14 protein-coding genes are annotated in these 17,527 nt (G+C 39.4%); 5 read left to right on the top strand and 9 right to left on the bottom strand.

Annotated features, from left to right (window positions below; genetic code table 11):
• The 9 genes from HCCG_RS04175 to hemH form a co-directional block, all read right to left on the bottom strand.
• Positions 1-1,208: malic enzyme-like NAD(P)-binding protein (locus HCCG_RS04175; protein WP_002956186.1), on the bottom strand; the 1,208-nt coding region annotated here is incomplete at its 3' end.
• A 114-nt stretch (positions 1,209-1,322) separates the two neighbouring features.
• Positions 1,323-2,036, bottom strand: a complete 714-nt coding sequence (locus tag HCCG_RS04180; protein WP_014666231.1) for a di-trans,poly-cis-decaprenylcistransferase — start codon at positions 2,034-2,036, stop codon at positions 1,323-1,325.
• Positions 2,026-2,517, bottom strand: coding sequence for an acyltransferase (locus tag HCCG_RS04185; RefSeq protein ID WP_002956187.1), 492 nt, complete (start codon positions 2,515-2,517; stop codon positions 2,026-2,028). The genes HCCG_RS04180 and HCCG_RS04185 overlap by 11 nt, the downstream gene beginning before the upstream one ends.
• Entirely contained in the window at positions 2,518-4,203 is a 1,686-nt protein-coding gene (locus tag HCCG_RS04190; protein ID WP_002956188.1) for an N-6 DNA methylase, read from the bottom strand.
• 38 nt (positions 4,204-4,241) lie between these two features.
• The gene (locus HCCG_RS04195; RefSeq protein WP_002956189.1) at positions 4,242-5,075 is read right to left on the bottom strand and encodes a flagellar hook-basal body protein; all 834 of its coding nucleotides are present in this window, start codon (positions 5,073-5,075) and stop codon (positions 4,242-4,244) included.
• Between the two features lie 239 nt (positions 5,076-5,314).
• Positions 5,315-7,360: a hypothetical protein gene (locus HCCG_RS04200; protein WP_015453209.1), complete on the bottom strand. Its 2,046-nt coding sequence runs from the start codon at positions 7,358-7,360 to the stop codon at positions 5,315-5,317.
• Between the two features lie 102 nt (positions 7,361-7,462).
• Positions 7,463-10,321 (bottom strand): cytochrome c biogenesis protein CcsA, encoded by a 2,859-nt coding sequence (gene ccsA, locus HCCG_RS04205; protein WP_015453210.1) that lies wholly within the window; start codon positions 10,319-10,321, stop codon positions 7,463-7,465.
• Positions 10,322-10,354: 33 nt separating this feature from the next.
• On the bottom strand, positions 10,355-10,948 hold the full coding sequence (locus HCCG_RS04210) for a SoxW family protein (RefSeq protein WP_014666236.1): 594 nt from the start codon (positions 10,946-10,948) through the stop codon (positions 10,355-10,357).
• A complete protein-coding gene (hemH, locus tag HCCG_RS04215) occupies positions 10,935-11,864 on the bottom strand; it encodes a ferrochelatase (RefSeq protein WP_002956195.1) in 930 nt (309 codons plus the stop codon). Before hemH ends, HCCG_RS04210 begins: the two co-directional genes overlap by 14 nt.
• A 146-nt stretch (positions 11,865-12,010) precedes the next feature.
• On the opposite strand from hemH, the gene HCCG_RS04220 reads away from it, so the two are divergent.
• From HCCG_RS04220 to HCCG_RS04240, 5 genes are all read left to right on the top strand, one after another.
• A complete protein-coding gene (locus tag HCCG_RS04220) occupies positions 12,011-12,442 on the top strand; it encodes a hypothetical protein (protein ID WP_002956196.1) in 432 nt (143 codons plus the stop codon).
• 2 nt (positions 12,443-12,444) lie between these two features.
• Positions 12,445-13,134 (top strand): 16S rRNA (uracil(1498)-N(3))-methyltransferase, encoded by a 690-nt coding sequence (locus tag HCCG_RS04225; RefSeq protein WP_002956197.1) that lies wholly within the window; start codon positions 12,445-12,447, stop codon positions 13,132-13,134.
• A gap of 62 nt (positions 13,135-13,196) precedes the next feature.
• The gene (locus HCCG_RS04230; protein ID WP_015453211.1) at positions 13,197-14,045 is read left to right on the top strand and encodes a prephenate dehydrogenase; all 849 of its coding nucleotides are present in this window, start codon (positions 13,197-13,199) and stop codon (positions 14,043-14,045) included.
• Positions 14,046-14,116: 71 nt separating this feature from the next.
• The gene (gene bamA, locus HCCG_RS04235; protein ID WP_002956199.1) at positions 14,117-16,354 is read left to right on the top strand and encodes an outer membrane protein assembly factor BamA; all 2,238 of its coding nucleotides are present in this window, start codon (positions 14,117-14,119) and stop codon (positions 16,352-16,354) included.
• 29 nt (positions 16,355-16,383) lie between these two features.
• Positions 16,384-17,463 carry a dehypoxanthine futalosine cyclase gene (locus HCCG_RS04240; protein WP_002956200.1) on the top strand — a complete coding sequence of 360 codons (1,080 nt, stop codon included), beginning with the start codon at positions 16,384-16,386 and terminating at the stop codon, positions 17,461-17,463.
• Positions 17,464-17,527 lie beyond the last annotated feature (64 nt).

A 17,527-nucleotide genomic window follows, 5' to 3' on the forward strand; every position in this document is an offset into this window, starting at 1 on the left:
CTTGCCACACCACTTGAGATTGCCGCATCTGCTACGGCTTTGCTTACTACTTCATCAAGTCGCTCATCAAAGGCTGAGGGGATTATGTATTCCTTGCCAAAGCTCACTTTTTGCTTTAAAAGTTCTTCAAGTTTTTGCGTGATTGGCTCTCGTGCAAGATTTGCTATCGCTCTAGCAGCGGCAAATTTCATCTCTTCATTAATCTTGCTTGCCCTCACTTTTAACGCACCTTTAAAAATATAAGGGAAACCTAGCACATTATTGATTTGGTTTGGAAAATCACTGCGTCCGGTGGCAACAATCGCATCAGGTCTTGCTTTTTTCACAACTTCTGGCATAATCTCGGGTGTGGGGTTGCTTAGAGCAAAGATAAGTGGAGATTCATTCATTCCCATAATGTCTTCTGCCTTTAATAAATCCCCTTTTGATAGCCCAAGCATCACATCTGCACCATTGAGTGCATCTCTATAAGAGTTATAATGTCCCTTACAAGCAAACTCCCTTTTTAACGCATTTAAATCAGTCCTATCCTCTGTAATCGCCCCTTTAGAATCAAACATCACAAGATTCTTAACCCCAAGGGCTTTATACATCTTAGCACAAGCCACTGCCGCTGCCCCTGCACCAAAGACAACGACTTTAATCTCTTCTACCTTCTTATTTACCAAGTGTAAAGCATTAATAATCGCTGCGGTTGAGATGATTGCTGTGCCGTGCTGATCATCGTGCATTACAGGAATATCAAGCTCTTCAATCAAACGCTTTTCAATCTCAAAGCATTCTGGAGCCTTAATATCTTCAAGGTTAATGCCCCCAAAAGTAGGGGAGATTGCCTTGACAACGCTCACAAACTTATCCACATCTTTTTCATTCACTTCAATATCAAAGGCATCAACTCCGGCAAAAGTTTTAAACAAAATCGCTTTGCCCTCCATTACAGGCTTACTTGCCATTGCCCCTATATCACCAAGCCCAAGCACCGCCGTGCCATTACTAATAACAGCTACAAGATTGCTTTTTGATGTGTAATCATACGCACTTAAAGGCTCGGCTTCTATTTGCTTACAAGGCACAGCAACACCGGGCGTGTAGGCAAGCCCTAGCTCATCAATGGAGCGTAAGCGTTTGCGTGGTTGCGTGGTAACTTTACCGCCGATGTGATAGGGAAGGGCTTTTGGGTAGGCTGCTTTGAGAGTTTGTAAATCCATAGGAGATCCTTTGGGAGAATGTCAATGTGAAAAGCAATTTTTAGCACTTTTTTACAAATAAAGCATAAAGTTTTACGATTTTTGAGTTTTTCTTTTAGAATCTTTATAATCCACTTACAATCCGCCAAAACGCCTTTGTCTTTGACTAAACTCGCTCAAAAGAGAATCTAGCTCATTAGCGGTGAAGTCTGGCCAAAGTGTAGGGGTGAAAAATAGCTCGGCGTAACTTGCCTGCCAAAGTAAAAAGTTTGAGATTCTTTTTTCCCCACCTGTGCGGATAAGCATATCTACATTGGGCAGTGTGGCGGTATCAAGGTTGGCATTAATAAGCTCTGTAACTTCCTGTGTGGTAAGCTTACTTAGCCTTTGAGCTTGGGAGTTGGCAAGTTTAAGAAAGGTGCGGGCAATTTCATTATGTGAGCCATAGTTTAGAGCTAGAATCTGCGTTAAATTTGTGTGATTTTGCGTTAAATGCTCTAACTCAAAAATGGCATTTTTAAGTGGCGTACTAAAGGCGTCAATGTCGCCAATGACGCGGAATCTAATATTGTTTTTGATATAAGTTGTCCTTTCTTCTTTAAGATATTTTTCTAAAAGCTTCATAAGATAGTCTATCTCCATTTTTGGACGCTTCCAATTCTCTGTGGAAAAGGCATAGAGTGTGAGAAATGGAATCTTTTGGTTGGCACACCATTGCGTGATTTCCTGCACAACTTTTGCACCCTCTTTATGTCCTTGCGTGCGTTTTTTGCCCTGCTGTTTTGCCCAACGCCCATTGCCGTCCATTATAATGGCGATATGTTGGGGCAGGGCATTATTAAGATTCATTATTTTGTCCTTTTGCTGTATTTTCTTGTGGGAGTTTGCGGAGTAAGGAGGCGGGATTGCCCGCATAGATTCCACTTTGTGTAATAGAGCGTGTAACAACTGCTCCTGCCCCAATTACCACATTATCACAAATATTTACAGGTAAAATCGTGGCATTTGAGCCAATGCTGACATTATTGCCAATGCGTGTGCCTTCCCACAAATCTTTGCTTTGAGCGGGGAAGCCTTCAGTAAATCTGTCATTTATAAACATTACCCCGTGCCCTATAAAGCAATCCTGCCCTATCTCTACAAGTGAGCAAATAAAGCTATGCGATTGAATCCGCGTTCTCCTGCCGATTTTAACTTGGCTTTGAATCTCACAAAATGGTCCAACAAACACATCATCTTCTAGTGTGCAGTCATACAAATTGCTAGGGTTAACAACCTTGACATTTTTACCATAGCTTACATTTTTAAGCCCGGAGTGTAGAATCCGCATTTAGTCCCTTAGCTTTTGGAGTTGAGATTCTATCTCCCTTAATTGCAAGGCGTAGTCTTGAATCTTAGCAAAAGTCTTTTGACTATTTTGTGTGAAATTACGCGGAATGGGGAGATTCTCTAAATCATTTGGGTTAAGCACACCAAGTCGCTCATCAATGTTACCTAGAGCCTTTTGCCCTTTATGCGAAAAAAGATAGCAATAAATCCCTATGGCAATATCCGTGTTTGGGGAGCGAAGCACGACTATGCCTGCATTTGCCACGATAATGTGCCTTTTAGCTTCAGGGCTAAGAATGGTAAATTTTGGCGTATTGCCACGCAAAGAAATAGCTATATCATAGGGCTTTAAAGCATATTTTTTAATCTTAGTTTTATCGCCCTTAAAGCGTTGAGTGGAAAACTCATCGCAAAATCCAAACTCCGCAAAATCTGCTACACCCAAATCAAAAAAGGTGATTTTTTCATCTTTTGGACTGCCATAGACACGCTGTCCGCGGAAAATGCTTACTTGCAAGTCTTTAAGATATAAGCTATCTGCCACTTCTTGCTTTGGCTTATGCAGATAATATCCCACGCTTAAATCGTGTGGATTAATCTGCTTTAGGGGCGTTAGAGTAGAATGCTCACTTGTAGCTTTGTGCTTATAAAGGGCAAGGAGTGAGCTAAGATTGATAAGGCGGTTATACTTGCCATCTTTGCGGTAGAAATGCGGCGTGTTGGCATTGATATGCAAAATAGAATCATTATTTTGTGAAAGCACAATGATTGAAAAATCGTGTGCTTGGTGGGGAAAGATATTTTTGGGCAGCTCAATTATGGCTTCAATCAGCCTATCTTCACAAAGCTTTTCACGCAAACGCCCTTCAAGCGAGGACTTAAGCAAGGTTTGTGTGCGGAGAATAAACACGCCTTTATCTTTGAGATGAGAAAGGGAGTGGATAAGGAAAAGCAATTCTGGGTAGGTTTTAATGAGTGTTTCATAAGAAGAAAAGCGTTCATCTTCTTTGAGAAATTGTGTGCCTATGTGGCTATCAAGAGGGGGATTGCAAATGATTTTATCAAACTTGTGATGTTTAAATTGTGCATTTGTGAGAATATTATTCAACACAAGATGTTGGGAGCTAAGATTTAGAATCTTGCAGGTAATTTTAGCGATTTTTGCCAAAGTAGATTCTAGCTCCTCGCCATAAAGTTCTACATTCTTAGCGTGATTGCAAATGGCAAAAAACAAGCTCCCCATACCATAGCAGGGATTATACACGCTCTCTGTCTCTTTAATATCTAAGATTCCTACAAGCAGTTCATTAATTTCTAGTGGTGTAGAGTAGGAAAAAAGCTTATGGGTTGTCTTTTTTTGCGTAATGATATGTAAAAACTCTTCAATAACGCTATTTGTGATGGTTTGTGTATGAACGACTTTGAGAATCTTTAGAAGATTCGCATTTGGATTAAGAGGGGTGTAAAGCTCTGCTCCAAAGGCTTCTTGCAGGGCTTGAGAGAAAGATTCATAAATGGGTTTGCGTTTATTAGTAAGAAGGATAAGAGATTCTATAAATGAGGCAGAGTGGCGTTTCAGCCAAAAAAGCTCAAGCATAACCGCGATAGAATCTAGCATATCAGTGTGATAGCGTTTGATGTATTCAAAACAATTTAGCAGCTCTTTTGATGCGTGAGAATCTGGCATATACGCTCCTAGGTGGTGTGAAAATATATTTTTAGAATCTAAGCACGCACAGCAAGTTTTGTAATAGCTTCGGTATTAAGATCGTCCATATGGCTTTTCATTACTTTAGAATACATATCTACAAGGCGATTTGTCTCTATGAGAGAACTCATCTCCAGCACAGCATTGACATTGCTTTTTTCTAAAAATCCTTGTGCAATCATAGCACTATTTTGCATAATATCGCGTTCATCTAGTCTATCTTGTGGATATTCATAAAGATTTTTGCCAACTTTTTTAAGATAACGCGGATTTTCAAAGCCCACAACGGCTAATGCCCCGATGTTGATTTGCTCCGCAATAGCGTCATTATTGATATTTCGCAAATAGAGATTGCCATTGTTGTCGCTCTCTAAGTACATTCCTGTGGGGATAATAATACCTTCTTGTGAATCTAGCCCATCACGACTTAGCACAAGGTGTCCATCTTTATTGACTAAGTGTCCATCATTGTCTATATTAAAGTTGCCATCGCGTGTGTAGCGGATACCATCGGGTGTTTTAATCACAAAAAAGGCATTATCCCTTTGCAGGGCAAAATCAAGCGGATTGTCCGTTTGGGCTAGGCTGCCTACACTTCTATCGGTATATTCTTCACTGATAATTGGCACACGATTCATCGTGCGGTTAAGAAACTTAGCGGCTTTGCGTGTGTGATCTTCAATAGGGAGTTGTTCTTTGTGTGTTTCAAACAATCGCAAATAATCGCCAATGACCACATCATCGCGTTTGAATCCTGTGGTGTTGAGATTAGCAAGGTTATTTGAGATGAGATCAAGCCTATTGAATTGCGTTACCATACCGCCGGTGGTGTTGTAATATCCACTTTGCATACTTTAGCCTTTTATAGAGAATCTAAAGTAAAAAAGCAAAAGATATTCCGTAATTTATTTAGGCTCTTTTATCGGTTTTTGGCATTTAGGTGGTATGTATTTTTTGAAAAAGAAAATACATACAACTTATAGTAAAAGAGATAAGAAAAGCAGACATAAAAGCCTTGAAAAATCGCTTATACTTCATCTTATTGTCCCATTTGTGTGGTTATCACTTTTAAGTTTGCCCCCTTAGAATCTTATTTGAAAAGATTATTTAAAAGCTTTCCTGCACCCTCTTTTATCTTATCATCTTTTATATATTTATCTATGGCTTGTTCTGCTCCCTTGCTTAGAGCCTTACTCGCTTCAGCTTTAATCAAATCACTCGCATCAATGCTAAGACTTGGCGAGGCGAGATTATCCCTTGCTTTAAGATAAATGTATTTATCTTTGATTTGGAATTTTATATCTGCATTAATCTTGCCCTTTTCTGTATCAATACTCGCTTCCTGTGCGTAAATAGCGGTATTATTGCTTGTTAGCCCAATGTCTGTGGTAATAAGCTTTTTGTCAATGGTGGCATTAAGTCCGGCATCTTCGTATGCTTCTTTTGTAATATCCGTTTTAAGGTATTTTTCTGCGAGTTGTGTAATTTCATTTGGCATAAGCTTACCATTGCTTAAAACCGCTTTGAGTGTGCCTTTTTCCGTAAGCGTGTCATAGTTAAAATCCCCATTCATACTTGAGCTAAACACCGGCTTAAGTTGAGCAATACTAAAAAGCTTGAGTGTATTGACATCTTTGAGCGAGGCAAAAAGTTTATTATTATCAAGCTTTGCATCAATGCTTCCACCAAGGGATTGTGTGCTAAAGTCCGCATAAAGCGTGTCTTTAAGCTTTGCTGTGCCTTGAGCTTTAAAATCCCCTGCGAGTTCCATACCCGTAAGGAATTTAAGCTTTTTAAGATTTGGGATGGTGGCAACATAGGGGACAACAAAGCTAGAATCTTTAAGGTTGATTTGGGTTTTAGCAAGATTAAGATTGGCAATATCTGAATCTAGCTTTGAGTTTGCCTCGCCTATGCCTTGTTTTAGCACTACGCCTGAAGTGAGATTGAATTTCGTATTTGGCATATCAAGGTCAAATTCCTTTTTCATCACCACATTATTTGTTGTGCCTGTAAGCGTAAGATCTGTCTTTGTGCTTATACCTTTATCAAGCTCACTTACAACCGCGTTGAGATTTAATCTCATATCTGCATATCGTGGCATATAAATCATCCAAAGCAATGTATCAAGCTTTAAATTACTCACTTGTGCTTTAATAGTATCTGGGGCTAGGTTTTTTAGCAGGGCTTCATAGCTTGTGTTTGAACTTGCGATGTTTGAGCTACCTTTAATCTCTAAAGATTCTATTCCACCTTTCACTTCGCCCTTTGTATTAAAGCTCCCGCGTATAGGCATACCCACAAGTGGTGTAAAAGCGGATAAATCGCTCAAATCTACTGCATAGCTTGTATTTGTGCTAAGGGTTTTAAGGAGCGTTTGTCCGCTTGAGTGGATATTGCCAATATTGCCATTGAAGCTAAAGTCGTGATTAAGTTTATCCATATCAAAAAGGGCATTAAGTGTAGTTACAAAAGTCGTCTTTGGCACATCTACATCAAAATCTTTTTTAATCAGTGTGCTATCCACCAAGCCTTGAGCGATTTGCAACAAGGTATTGCCATTAAAGTTCATATTTTGATCGCCTTTAATGTCCGCTTCAAGGCTAAGTGAGCCACTCGCGTAAGGCTTTATCCCAGCCATTGCAAGAAATTCTTTAATCTGTGCGTCTTTAATGTTTGCCAAAATGGCCGTAGGTGTAAAATCCTGCAAGGTAACGCGAATATCAGTAAAAGACTTTGCAATATCACTTGTAGTATTGACTTCAAGATGTTTGAGTGATCCTTTTGCCGTTGTATTAATCACAAATGAGCCTTGCAGCGGTGTATCTACAAGTTCACCTAGCACGGCAATATCTCGTGCATCAACTTTGAGGGCTAAATCAAGCGTTTGAGAAAAGAGTGAAAAATCCCCACCAAGTGTGATGATGATAGTATCATTATGTGCGATTTTAAGCTCAACACTTGAGATTCCAAGCGAGAAAGTTTCAAGCTCAAGTTTGATAGGTGCGTATTTATCAATCTGCCCTTGAATAATAGGCTTAAGCAAAGCATTGCCCGGTGGTGTGAAAAGCACACAAAAAATAAGCACAAATAAAGCTAGGATAATCCCCAAAATCCAAAGGACAATTTTTTTCATACACACCTCCTAAGACATAATTTACAAAGTGCGGATTCTACAATGAATTTGATAAGCTTTTGCTTTGTGAATAATCCAAAGTAGAATCTTTAAGCTCCGTGTTTATATCTTTGGCATTTCAAGCTTTCTATTTCTACTTGCCACAAGGATAAACACAAAGATTCCAACCACCATAATCTTTACCCACAATGGCACAGGCATAGCCTCTCCTGCAGCATAGCTATGCATTCCAGTGAGATAGAAATTCACCCCAAAATAAGTCATTAACACAGAGAAGAATCCAACCACAGAGCTACTCGCAAAGACAAAGGGCAGATTTGTTTTTACCACAAATCTTAAGTGCAAAATAATCGCATACACGCCAATGCTGATTAACGCCCAAGTCTCTTTAGAATCCCAGCCCCAATATCGCCCCCACGATTCATTAGCCCAAATACCCCCTAGGAAATTCCCCACAGTGAGTAAAAATAGCCCTAAAATCATTGCCATTTCATTTAAAGCACTTAGCGATAAAATAGAGCTATCAATGCGTTCTTTGGTGTTGTTTTTCTGCGTAAATTTATCACTCCTTAGCACAAACATAAATAGCGTAATAAGCCCTAGCATAAAGCATAATCCTAAGAATCCATAACTTGCAGTGATAACAGAGACGTGGATATTAAGCCAATAGGATTTTAAAACCGGCACGAGATTGCCAATTTGTGGATCCATAAAGCCAAGATGAGCCACAAAAAGCGTGATTCCAGCCATAAAGCTAGACGCACTCAAAGCCAGATTAGAATGCCTAAAAAACACCACACCCGAAGTAATCGCCGCCCACGCAATATAGAGCATAGATTCATAAGCATTACTCCACGGAGCGTGCTCGCTCACATACCACCGCAATGCCAAGCCACAAGTATGTAACACAAAAAGCAGGAATAAAAGTGTATAAAAGATTTTATGCACTCTAGGTTTGAGTGGAGCATTTTTAAGAATGGAATACAGCACGATGAAAAACAGCACAATGCTAAGGATTAAATAGGGATATGTGAGCTGATGAAAGGGATTGTAAGTGTTTAGCCAAATTTCAGAATCTATTTTCGCATCGCTAATAAGCGTTGCTCCGCCATTTTCTTTTTGGATTCTATCAATCTCTTCTAGGGCTTTATGAGCTTCTTGCCAATTATTAGAATCTAGCCCCATTTGCATACCCTCTGCAAAGCCTTTATACACCTGCATAAGAGTCTTAGCCTTTTGCATATTGCCTTCTGCCACAGCCGAGCTAATGGCTTCAAGTGGGTAGAGCCATTGATTGTTTGGGGTTTTGCTATCAGGGAATATTCTAAGCACCTGACCAGTATAGATTAAAAACGCATAGTTAATTTTCTCATCTACACTGATGACATCTTTTTCAAATGTATCACGCAAGGCGGGGTTTTTAAGATTTGCTGCTTCTACATAGTTTTGGAGGATATACTGCCCCTTTGGACTAAAGACATCAATATAAGCAATATATTTTTGATTTTCATCTAGCCCTAGAATCTGCCTAAGCTTAGGCGATTTGGTCGCTATCATTTGGATAGTTTGCCACTCTTGTGGATAGAAAATCATACCTAAGAAAATTTGCGTAGGATTTAAATCTAAAAATGTGCTTTTTTGCGTGAGTTTATGGATATATTCATCAGCTAGAGTGTGAATGGGCTTTGTGCGTCCGCCAAAATCTTGGACTAGAATCTTATCAAACTGCTTTGCTAGATTTGAAGCATTTTTGAGCGATCGTATCATCGTAGGAATGTCTTGTAGATTCTCATTTTGGGCTTGTTTGGGAGTAAAGCTAGAATCTAGGCTAGAATCTTGTGTTGCTATCTCATCAGCATTTGAAGCATTAGGCAGGGCATAAGTGTGCGTTGGCAAAGTAAAAAAGCTAAAGGCACAAAATAGGGCAATCGATAAAAATTGCTGTGTTTTTAAGAATCTCCCTAGGCTTAAAAAGCGTCCATTTTTATCAAAAAGCAGCCATAAAACGCCAAGGATAAGCATTGTATAGCCTATGTAAGTGGGCGTTTTGCCCGGGTCGTTATTCACCGATAGAATCGAGCCTTTTTCATCTGGGTGATAGGAGCTTTGGAAAAAGCGATAGCCACCATAATCAAGGATATTATTCATAAAGATTCTAAATGGGAATGGCGGTTTGTCTTTTTCAAGCACTTCTACTTGTGAAGCATAGGAAGCTGGGGAGCTTGAGCCCGGATAACGCTCAAGCTCAAAGCTTGTAAGCTTAAGTGAAAAAGGCAGGGCAATAGCATCTGTCCCCCACGCAAGGAGAATGGTATAGTCATCTTCGCGTAGCAAGGTAATGCTTTCTTTGCTAGGGGTGCTATCCCCATCACGCAGGATAAGCGTTTCAAAATCTTTATCTAAAAACTTAATATCGGCTTGTAAAACATAGCGTCCCATAGGGGAATCTTCCCTGCTTAGACTGCCTGTGGTAATTTCTAAAGGTTTATCAAAAAAGCTAAAGGTTTGCTTAATGGGGCGGTTAATCTTATCATCAATGTAGGTTGGGATTCTAATATGCTCTACTTCGCCTTGGGGATTTTTCACTTGTATAAAGATGTAATGTGTGTTTGTAGTGATAGTATTAGCACTCTCCCCTTCTCGCAAACTCATAAGTCCCTCAAATCCATAATACCGCGTGATACCAGCTCCTATGATGATGACAATAAATGAGCTGTGTAAAAGCAGTGAAGCGTATTTCTTTCTCTGCCACGCTTTTGAAGTGATAAAACAGCCAATAAGGCAAAGAGCAAGCCAAAGATGTAAAATCTCAAACCAAAAAGCATCATATACCCAAAATCGCGCCGCAAGTGTGCCATCAAACTTTTCAATAAAGGTTGCAATGCCACAAGCAGTGGCGTATAAAGCGATAAGTAATAAAACCATTTTCATAGAACAAAAAAGTGTTTTAAGAAGTTGCATATTTGCTCCTTATATGTAATAAAATCTTGGAATTTATAGAATCTTATTTATCTCACTTGCCACTTGCGTTTGGTCCTTATCCTGCCATTGTTTGCTTTGCATATATTGCAGGATTTTTAATATAGAATCTGCATTCATATAGCCGGGCAATTCAAAAATACTCTCTCCCTTAGGATTCAAAAATATAAGTGTAGGTGTAGGACGCATAGGAGATTTGACATAAGATTCCATAAGGGCAGTGGTGCTTAACTCCTTTTTAGAATCTATAAAATTTAGGTTATGGATTTTGGTGTAGCTGACATTAATGTAATAGGGGATAAAATGGCTTTTTAAATGGCTTTTTATCTCGCTATTTGCTTTTATATCATCTTTAATCTTATCGCAATATATGCAGTTATTTTTCCCAAAGATTAAAAGCGTAGTTTTATCTTCTTGTGTGGAGATGTTTTTTGTGTCTAAAAATATATCTTCTAGCCCCGCATAGCTTTGTTTATCAAGGCTTTCAGCGTGTTCTATGGCAGCAGCATTATTGCCCTGTGAGATTTTGACTTCATTATCATCACTGCAACCCAAAAGAGTAAATACACAAATGAATCCACAGAGTATAGAGAATCTAGTTTTTTTCATCACTCGCTCCTTGTATGATTTCAATAATGGTGTTAGCAAAGCTTACATCAGCATTAAAGCAATCACACACACGATAATCTTTTATGCCTAGATTCTGTGCGTGATTGGCATAGAGAATCTTAAGCTCATAGTCTGTTTCGGAATTATCAAGCGTGAAAGAAAGCGGAAAGATAATAAGCTTTTCATTTTTAAAATGCGTAATAGCATCTTTTGTGCTAGGCTCTAGCCACTTCATTTTGCCGACTTTAGACTGATAGCTAAGGGCGATTTTTTTAAATATAATGCCTTGTTGTTGCAGGGCAGATTCTAGGGCAGCTTTGTTTTCTTCACATTGCTTTTGATAAGGATCACCTTGTTCTATGCGAGATTGTGGCAGGGAATGGGCAGAGAGTAAAAGCACAAAATCCTTAGAATCTTCACCCTTTAGGGCTTGTTTGATTTTTTCCACAATACAGGCAATATATGAAGGGTGCATGTGATAATGTGAGACTTCAAGGAGCTTTGGGCTAAAATTTAGGGATTGTAAAGCATTTTTAGCATCAAGCAAAGAAGAGTGAATGGTTGCGGTGCAAAACTGCGGATACAGACTAAAAAGCACCAAAGATTGTATATTTTGGCGTTTTAGCTCATCTAAAACGCCATAGGCAAAAGGTGGGGTGTAACGCATAGCAAAAGTATAAAGTCGTTTAGAATCTAGGGCATTGAGCGTTTTTACAAGATTTGCGGTGTGTTCTAGCAGAGGGGATTTACCACCGATAGCTTGATAATTTTTTTTTGCATCTTCTAGGCGTTTGTGAGTGATGAAACTAGCCAACATTTTACGCCCAAAGTTATTTTGAATGCCTAAAATGAGCGGATCATTAAACATATTTTTTAAAAAACTCTCCACTTCAAATAGACTGCTCGGTGCGCCCATATTGAGTAATACAACAGCTTGAGATTTGATGAAATATCCTTTGAAACTTTAGGTTAAAAATTTTTAGTGATAATAAACTATTAAAGTTAATCCAAGGAATTTAAACAAGTCCAAGACAAACAAGTTTAAAGAATAAAGGAGAGAATATGCAGGAGTTTGATTCTAGCATTTTGCAAGATACCTATATGAGCCTTATGCTCTATCATAAAATATTTGCAGCGTTTTTTGCCCTGCCTTTTGTGTTAAATCTTTTGGTGCTGTTTTTTGGCTCAAAGAATCTTGTGAGAATGAATAAAAAGATTTGGTTTATTGCACCTATTATTTTCTTTTTGCTCTCAGTAAGCGTGTTAAGCGGTATAAATATTTGGGTATTTGGGAGTTTGAGCTTGAGCTTAGAAATTATTGCGATGATAACATTTTGTGTGTTTGTGCTTGTGGGCGAGATTTACCGCATACGGATTTTAAAAGTAGCAAGACGCACAAACTTAGAGGCGATGCAAAGCTATGTGAGATTTGCTAAAATGCTCTATATGCTAGATTTAGCCTTTTTTGCTGTGCTGTTTTATTTTGTGAGTTAGCTATGCAGTTTTTGTATCAGCCAAATGCTGGGGATTTTCAAGTAGAGATTAGTAATGATGATTTTACCTATATCATTAAGGCAAGGCGTTTGCAGCTAGATTCTGTCATTAAAGTGCGGAATTTACAGGATAAGAAGCTTTATACCTACACTATTGCTGAGATTAAGAAAAAATCCGCCCTGCTTACAAAGATAAGTGAGCAAGATTCCCCAAAGAGCCATTTTAGCCCTTTGCACTTGCTGTGGGCGATTATTGATCCAAAGGTCATAGAAAAAACCCTACCTTTTTTAAATGAGCTTGGAATCTCGCGTATCAGCTTTTTTTATGCGGAGTTTTCACAGCGGCAATTCAGCCTCAATCTACAAAGAATGCAAAAGATTCTTATCTCTTCTTGCCAACAATGTGGCAGGATAGATTTGATGGAATTAGAAGTGCTAAAGGACTTTGATTGCGTATGTGAGCGATATACACCTTTTTATGCTTTTGATTTTGGTGGAGAGGATATAAGGCAGCATAACCCTTTTAATGAGGGGGCAGAAAATGGCAGTGTGCGTGTGATGGTGGGGGCTGAAGGGGGCTTTAGCCAAAGGGAAAGGCAGAGATTTGCAAAAATCATAACTTTAAATGATACACTTATTTTACGAAGTGAGAGTGCAAGTGTGTTTTTGGCAAGTTTGGCAAAACTCGCTTAAGCTTAAATCAAAATGCAATATAGAATCTTAAAGGTAATGAAAGAATAAAGGAAGGGCAAGGAATGAAAATAGGCATTATCGGGCTTGGGCTAATGGGTGGCTCTATGGGACTAGCATTAAAAAAAGTAGGGCAGATTCAAAATAAGCATATCACACGCATTATTGGCTATGATAAAAACCCCTTGCATTCGCAACAAGCGTTGAATCTTGGGCTTGTTGATGAGTGTGTGGAACTCAAAGAGATTTGGCAATGTGATGTGGTGTTTTTATGTGTGCCGGTTGATGGGATTATTGCCTTAATGGCGGAGCTAAAAGAGGGAGAGCTAAACCCAAAGACTACGCTTATTGATGTAGGTGGAGCAAAGGTAAAGATATTGCAGTCTTTGCCACAATGGCTTAGGATTCACTTTGTGGGCGCACACCCTATGTGTGGGACGGAGTTTTTTGGACCAAAGGCAGCATTTGGCGAGTTATATGAAAATGCCATTGTGATTTTGACAGATTTAGAGCAAAGTGGGGCGTACCAAGCGGAGTTGGCAAAAGATATTTTCATTGCTCTTGGAATGAAGATTCTAAAAATGGATTCAAGATCCCACGATAAGCATATCGCCCTTATCTCGCATATGCCTCATATCATAAGCTATGCTTTGGCAAATGCCACACTCGCACAAGAAAATCCCCAAACCATTCTCGCCCTTGTTGGTGGGGGCTTTCGCTCAATGAGTAGAATCTCTAAAAGCTCTCCATTGATGTGGAAAGATGTCTTTAAGCAAAACAAACATAATGTGCTTGAAGCTATGGCACACTTTCAAGCGGAGTTTGACAAAGCACGAGAGTTGCTAGAAAATGATGATTTTACAGGATTAGAATCTTTTATGGCAAATGCCAATACTTTGCAAAAATTTTTGTGATTTCTCGCTTATTGTGGGCTTGTTAGGATTTTTTATTATAATCACGCTTTTGTTATGAGGAAAAGGAATATATGAAAAAACTTTGCTGTGTTATTGCTCTTTTATTGTGCAATGTCGCTTTTTCAAAGGAGATTAATCAAATTAGATATGAGGGATTAAGCTCAATTTCAAATGTGCTTGCCGATGAGATTATAGGTATTAAAGTTGGCGATACTTTGAGTGTTGAAAAGGTTGATAAAGCTGTGCGTAATCTCTATGCACAAGGGTATTTTGAAGATATTTATGCGGATTTTGAGCGTGGAGTATTGAGTTTTTATTTTAAGCAAAAGCCAAAAGTGGCAAGTGTGGAGATTAAAGGCTATGGGAGTGAGCAGGAAAAAGAGACTTTATATTCGCAGCTTGGTATCAAAAAGGGCGATAGTTATGATGAGATAAAGCTCAATCGTGCAAAGCTTGTAATAAAAACGATTTTAGAATATCAGGGTTATTATGGCACGGTAGTAGAATCTGAAATAAAAGAAGTGGGCAATGATGGGGCGTATGCCATTACTTTTAATGTCAATCAAGGGGAAAATATTATTATCAAAAATGCCACTTATGATGGGCGAGAGAAGCTCAAAGTTAAAGATTTAGAAGAGCTAAGTGCCAATAGAGCAAGGCAGTTTATGGGCTGGATGTGGGGACGCAATGATGGGAAGCTGAAACTTGCTGATTTAGAGTATGATGGGGCTAGGGTGCAAGATGCGTATATGCGTAAGGGTTATTTAGATGCGAGTGTGTCTCAAGCCTTTGTAGATGCAAACTTTAGCGATTATAGTGCGAATTTATATTACAAGATAAAAGAAGGGGGGCGGTATAAGGTTTCTGGGATTAAAATCATTCTACACATGCCTGTGATTGAAGAATCCGAGCTAAGAAAAGGGCTTAAGATTAAGAAGGGCGAGTATTTTAATATAGAAGATGTTCGGGCTGATGTAGAGAGTATCCGTCAAAAGATAGCCGATTTGGGCTATGCTTTTGCTCGTGTGAATCCGGATTTAGATAAAGATCAAGATAATGCAGAAGTTAAAGTTGTGTATCTTATACAAGTGGGACAGAAGGTTAAGATTCACGATGTCATTATCTCTGGCAACTCTCGCACCGCAGATAGAATCATACGCCGAGAGTTGCTTTTGGCTCCGGGCGATACCTACAAGCTTACAGATTTGAAAGAATCTGAAAATGCACTCAAAAGGCTTGGGTATTTTGGTAAGGTAAAGATTGAAGAGCGGCGTGTGAGCGAAGATTCTATGGATTTGCTTGTAGATGTGGAGGAAACTCGCACAGGTGAGCTAATGTTTGGTCTAGGCTATGGGAGCTATGACAAGCTTATGGTGAATGCTTCTATTAGAGAGAGAAATCTCTTTGGCACGGGGCAAAGTGGGCAGCTCTATGCGGATTGGAGCTATCGCCGCCAACTTGTGAATCTTACTTTAAGCAATCCGCGTGTGCTAGATTCTAAATATAGTGCATCTTTGAGTGGGTTTCACTCGCTGTATTGGAATTGGGATTATAGGGAGCAGACAACTGGAACTTCTATCACAAGTGGGCGATTGCTGACAAATACGCTTCGTGCTTCTTTGGGCTATACGATTTCTACCACACGCGTTTTGGACTTTTATGATTCAAAGCTAGAGGGGCTGTATAAACAATATTTAACAATGGATAATCCGTTAAAGTTAGCCATTAGCCCAAGCTTGTATTTTGACAATACTGATGACTACTATTTCCCTAAAAATGGTGCGATTATCTCAGCCTATGTGGAATATGCCGGACTTGGCGGAGATGAAAAATATACCAAGCTTTATGGAAGAATGGCATTGTATTATCATCTTAAATCACTTTTTGGAGTTGATTTAATCGCACGATATAAAACCCAAGTGGGAGCGATTTTTGAGCAAGGCTATGTGCCGATTACTTCAAAATTCTATATGGGGGGTATTTCGAGCGTGAGAGGGTATCAAATAAGCTCTCTTACCCCGCGAGATCCATCGGGTCAGATTCGTATCGGGGGGAATTATATGATGACGCATTCTGCGGAGCTTAGCTATGGAATTTTGGAAAAAGCACAAATGCGTTTAGCACTTTTTGCGGATTATGGTATGATAGGCGTGAGTAGTTTTAATGAGACAATCCGTGCTTCGTGGGGACTTTCGGTTGAGTGGATAAGCCCTATGGGTCCTATTGTGCTTGTATTCCCACGCCCCATTAATCCACAGCCCGGAGATAGGACTTCAACCTTTGAATTTACGATGGGGACAAGATTCTAAGATTCTAATTTTACAAGAAAGGATAGCAAATGACAGCTCAAGCGGCAAATACACAAAGCACAAATAAACGCGTGAGTAATAGCGAGATTCTAGATCTTATGCGTTATGGGGATTTGCGGGAGCTAGGAGTGATGGCAAGTGCGATTAAGGCTAGGCTTCACCCAAGTAAGACTACAACTTTTGTTGTTGATAGAAATATTAATTACACAAATATTTGCTGGGTGGATTGTAAGTTTTGTGCGTTTAAGCGGCGGCTGGGCGAAGAGGGTGTGTATATTTTGAGTTTTGAAGAGATTGATAAGAAAATTGATGAGCTTTTAGAGATTGGCGGGACGCAGATTCTATTCCAAGGGGGTGTGCATCCTAAGCTTAAGATTGAGTATTATGAAGAGCTTGTGGGGCATATCGCTAAAAAATATCCTATGATTACCATTCACGGATTTTCTGCCATTGAGATAAACTACATTGCTAAAATCTCTAAACTCTCTATCCCCGAAGTGTTAAAAAGGCTACAAAATGCTGGACTTAGCTCTATTCCGGGGGCAGGGGCTGAGATTCTAAGTGATAGAGTGCGAGATATTATCGCACCAAAAAAGCTTGATACAAAAGAATGGCTTGAAGTGCATAGAGAAGCACATAAAATCGGTATGAAAAGCACAGCTACGATGATGTTTGGCAGTGTGGAAGATGATGAAGATATTGTGGCACATTGGGATTGTATCCGCTCTTTACAAGATGAGTTTCAAGGCTTTAGGGCATTTATTACGTGGAGCTTTCAGCCTAATAATACGCCTTTGCAAAAGGAGTTTCCAAACCTGCAAAAAGCTTCATCAAACCGCTATTTGCGACTTTTAGCGTGTAGCAGAATCTACCTTGATAATTTTATGAATATCCAAAGTAGCTGGGTTACGCAAGGCTCACATATCGGGCAGTTAGCTTTGCTCTTTGGGGCAAATGATTTGGGTAGCACAATGATGGAAGAAAATGTCGTATCTTCCGCTGGTGTGTGTAACTCTATGAATGCACAAGAGATGATAGCTTTGATTAAAGATATAGGCGAAAATCCTGCTAAACGCAACACGGCTTATGAGATTTTGGAGCGGTATTGATGCTTAGGGCAATGCAAATGCTAAAGCGGATATTAGAATCAAAGTTAGAAACAACGCTAAGATT

It is taken from the genome of Helicobacter cinaedi CCUG 18818 = ATCC BAA-847 (assembly GCF_000155475.1).
Classification (GTDB): Bacteria; Campylobacterota; Campylobacteria; order Campylobacterales; family Helicobacteraceae; genus Helicobacter_C; species Helicobacter_C cinaedi.

Bases quoted from the DNA above. Each gene is read 5' to 3' on its own strand.
- HCCG_RS04240 (WP_002956200.1), top strand. From the start codon at position 16,384: ATGACAGCTCAAGCGGCAAATACACAAAGCACAAATAAACGCGTGAGT.
- hemH (WP_002956195.1), bottom strand. From the start codon at position 11,864: ATGGGCGCACCGAGCAGTCTATTTGAAGTGGAGAGTTTTTTAAAAAAT.
- HCCG_RS04210 (WP_014666236.1), bottom strand. From the start codon at position 10,948: ATGAAAAAAACTAGATTCTCTATACTCTGTGGATTCATTTGTGTATTT.
- HCCG_RS04230 (WP_015453211.1), top strand. From the start codon at position 13,197: ATGAAAATAGGCATTATCGGGCTTGGGCTAATGGGTGGCTCTATGGGA.
- HCCG_RS04220 (WP_002956196.1), top strand. From the start codon at position 12,011: ATGCAGGAGTTTGATTCTAGCATTTTGCAAGATACCTATATGAGCCTT.
- ccsA (WP_015453210.1), bottom strand. From the start codon at position 10,321: ATGCAACTTCTTAAAACACTTTTTTGTTCTATGAAAATGGTTTTATTA.
- HCCG_RS04200 (WP_015453209.1), bottom strand. From the start codon at position 7,360: ATGAAAAAAATTGTCCTTTGGATTTTGGGGATTATCCTAGCTTTATTT.
- bamA (WP_002956199.1), top strand. From the start codon at position 14,117: ATGAAAAAACTTTGCTGTGTTATTGCTCTTTTATTGTGCAATGTCGCT.
- HCCG_RS04185 (WP_002956187.1), bottom strand. From the start codon at position 2,517: ATGCGGATTCTACACTCCGGGCTTAAAAATGTAAGCTATGGTAAAAAT.
- HCCG_RS04195 (WP_002956189.1), bottom strand. From the start codon at position 5,075: ATGCAAAGTGGATATTACAACACCACCGGCGGTATGGTAACGCAATTC.
- HCCG_RS04180 (WP_014666231.1), bottom strand. From the start codon at position 2,036: ATGAATCTTAATAATGCCCTGCCCCAACATATCGCCATTATAATGGAC.
- HCCG_RS04225 (WP_002956197.1), top strand. From the start codon at position 12,445: ATGCAGTTTTTGTATCAGCCAAATGCTGGGGATTTTCAAGTAGAGATT.
- HCCG_RS04190 (WP_002956188.1), bottom strand. From the start codon at position 4,203: ATGCCAGATTCTCACGCATCAAAAGAGCTGCTAAATTGTTTTGAATAC.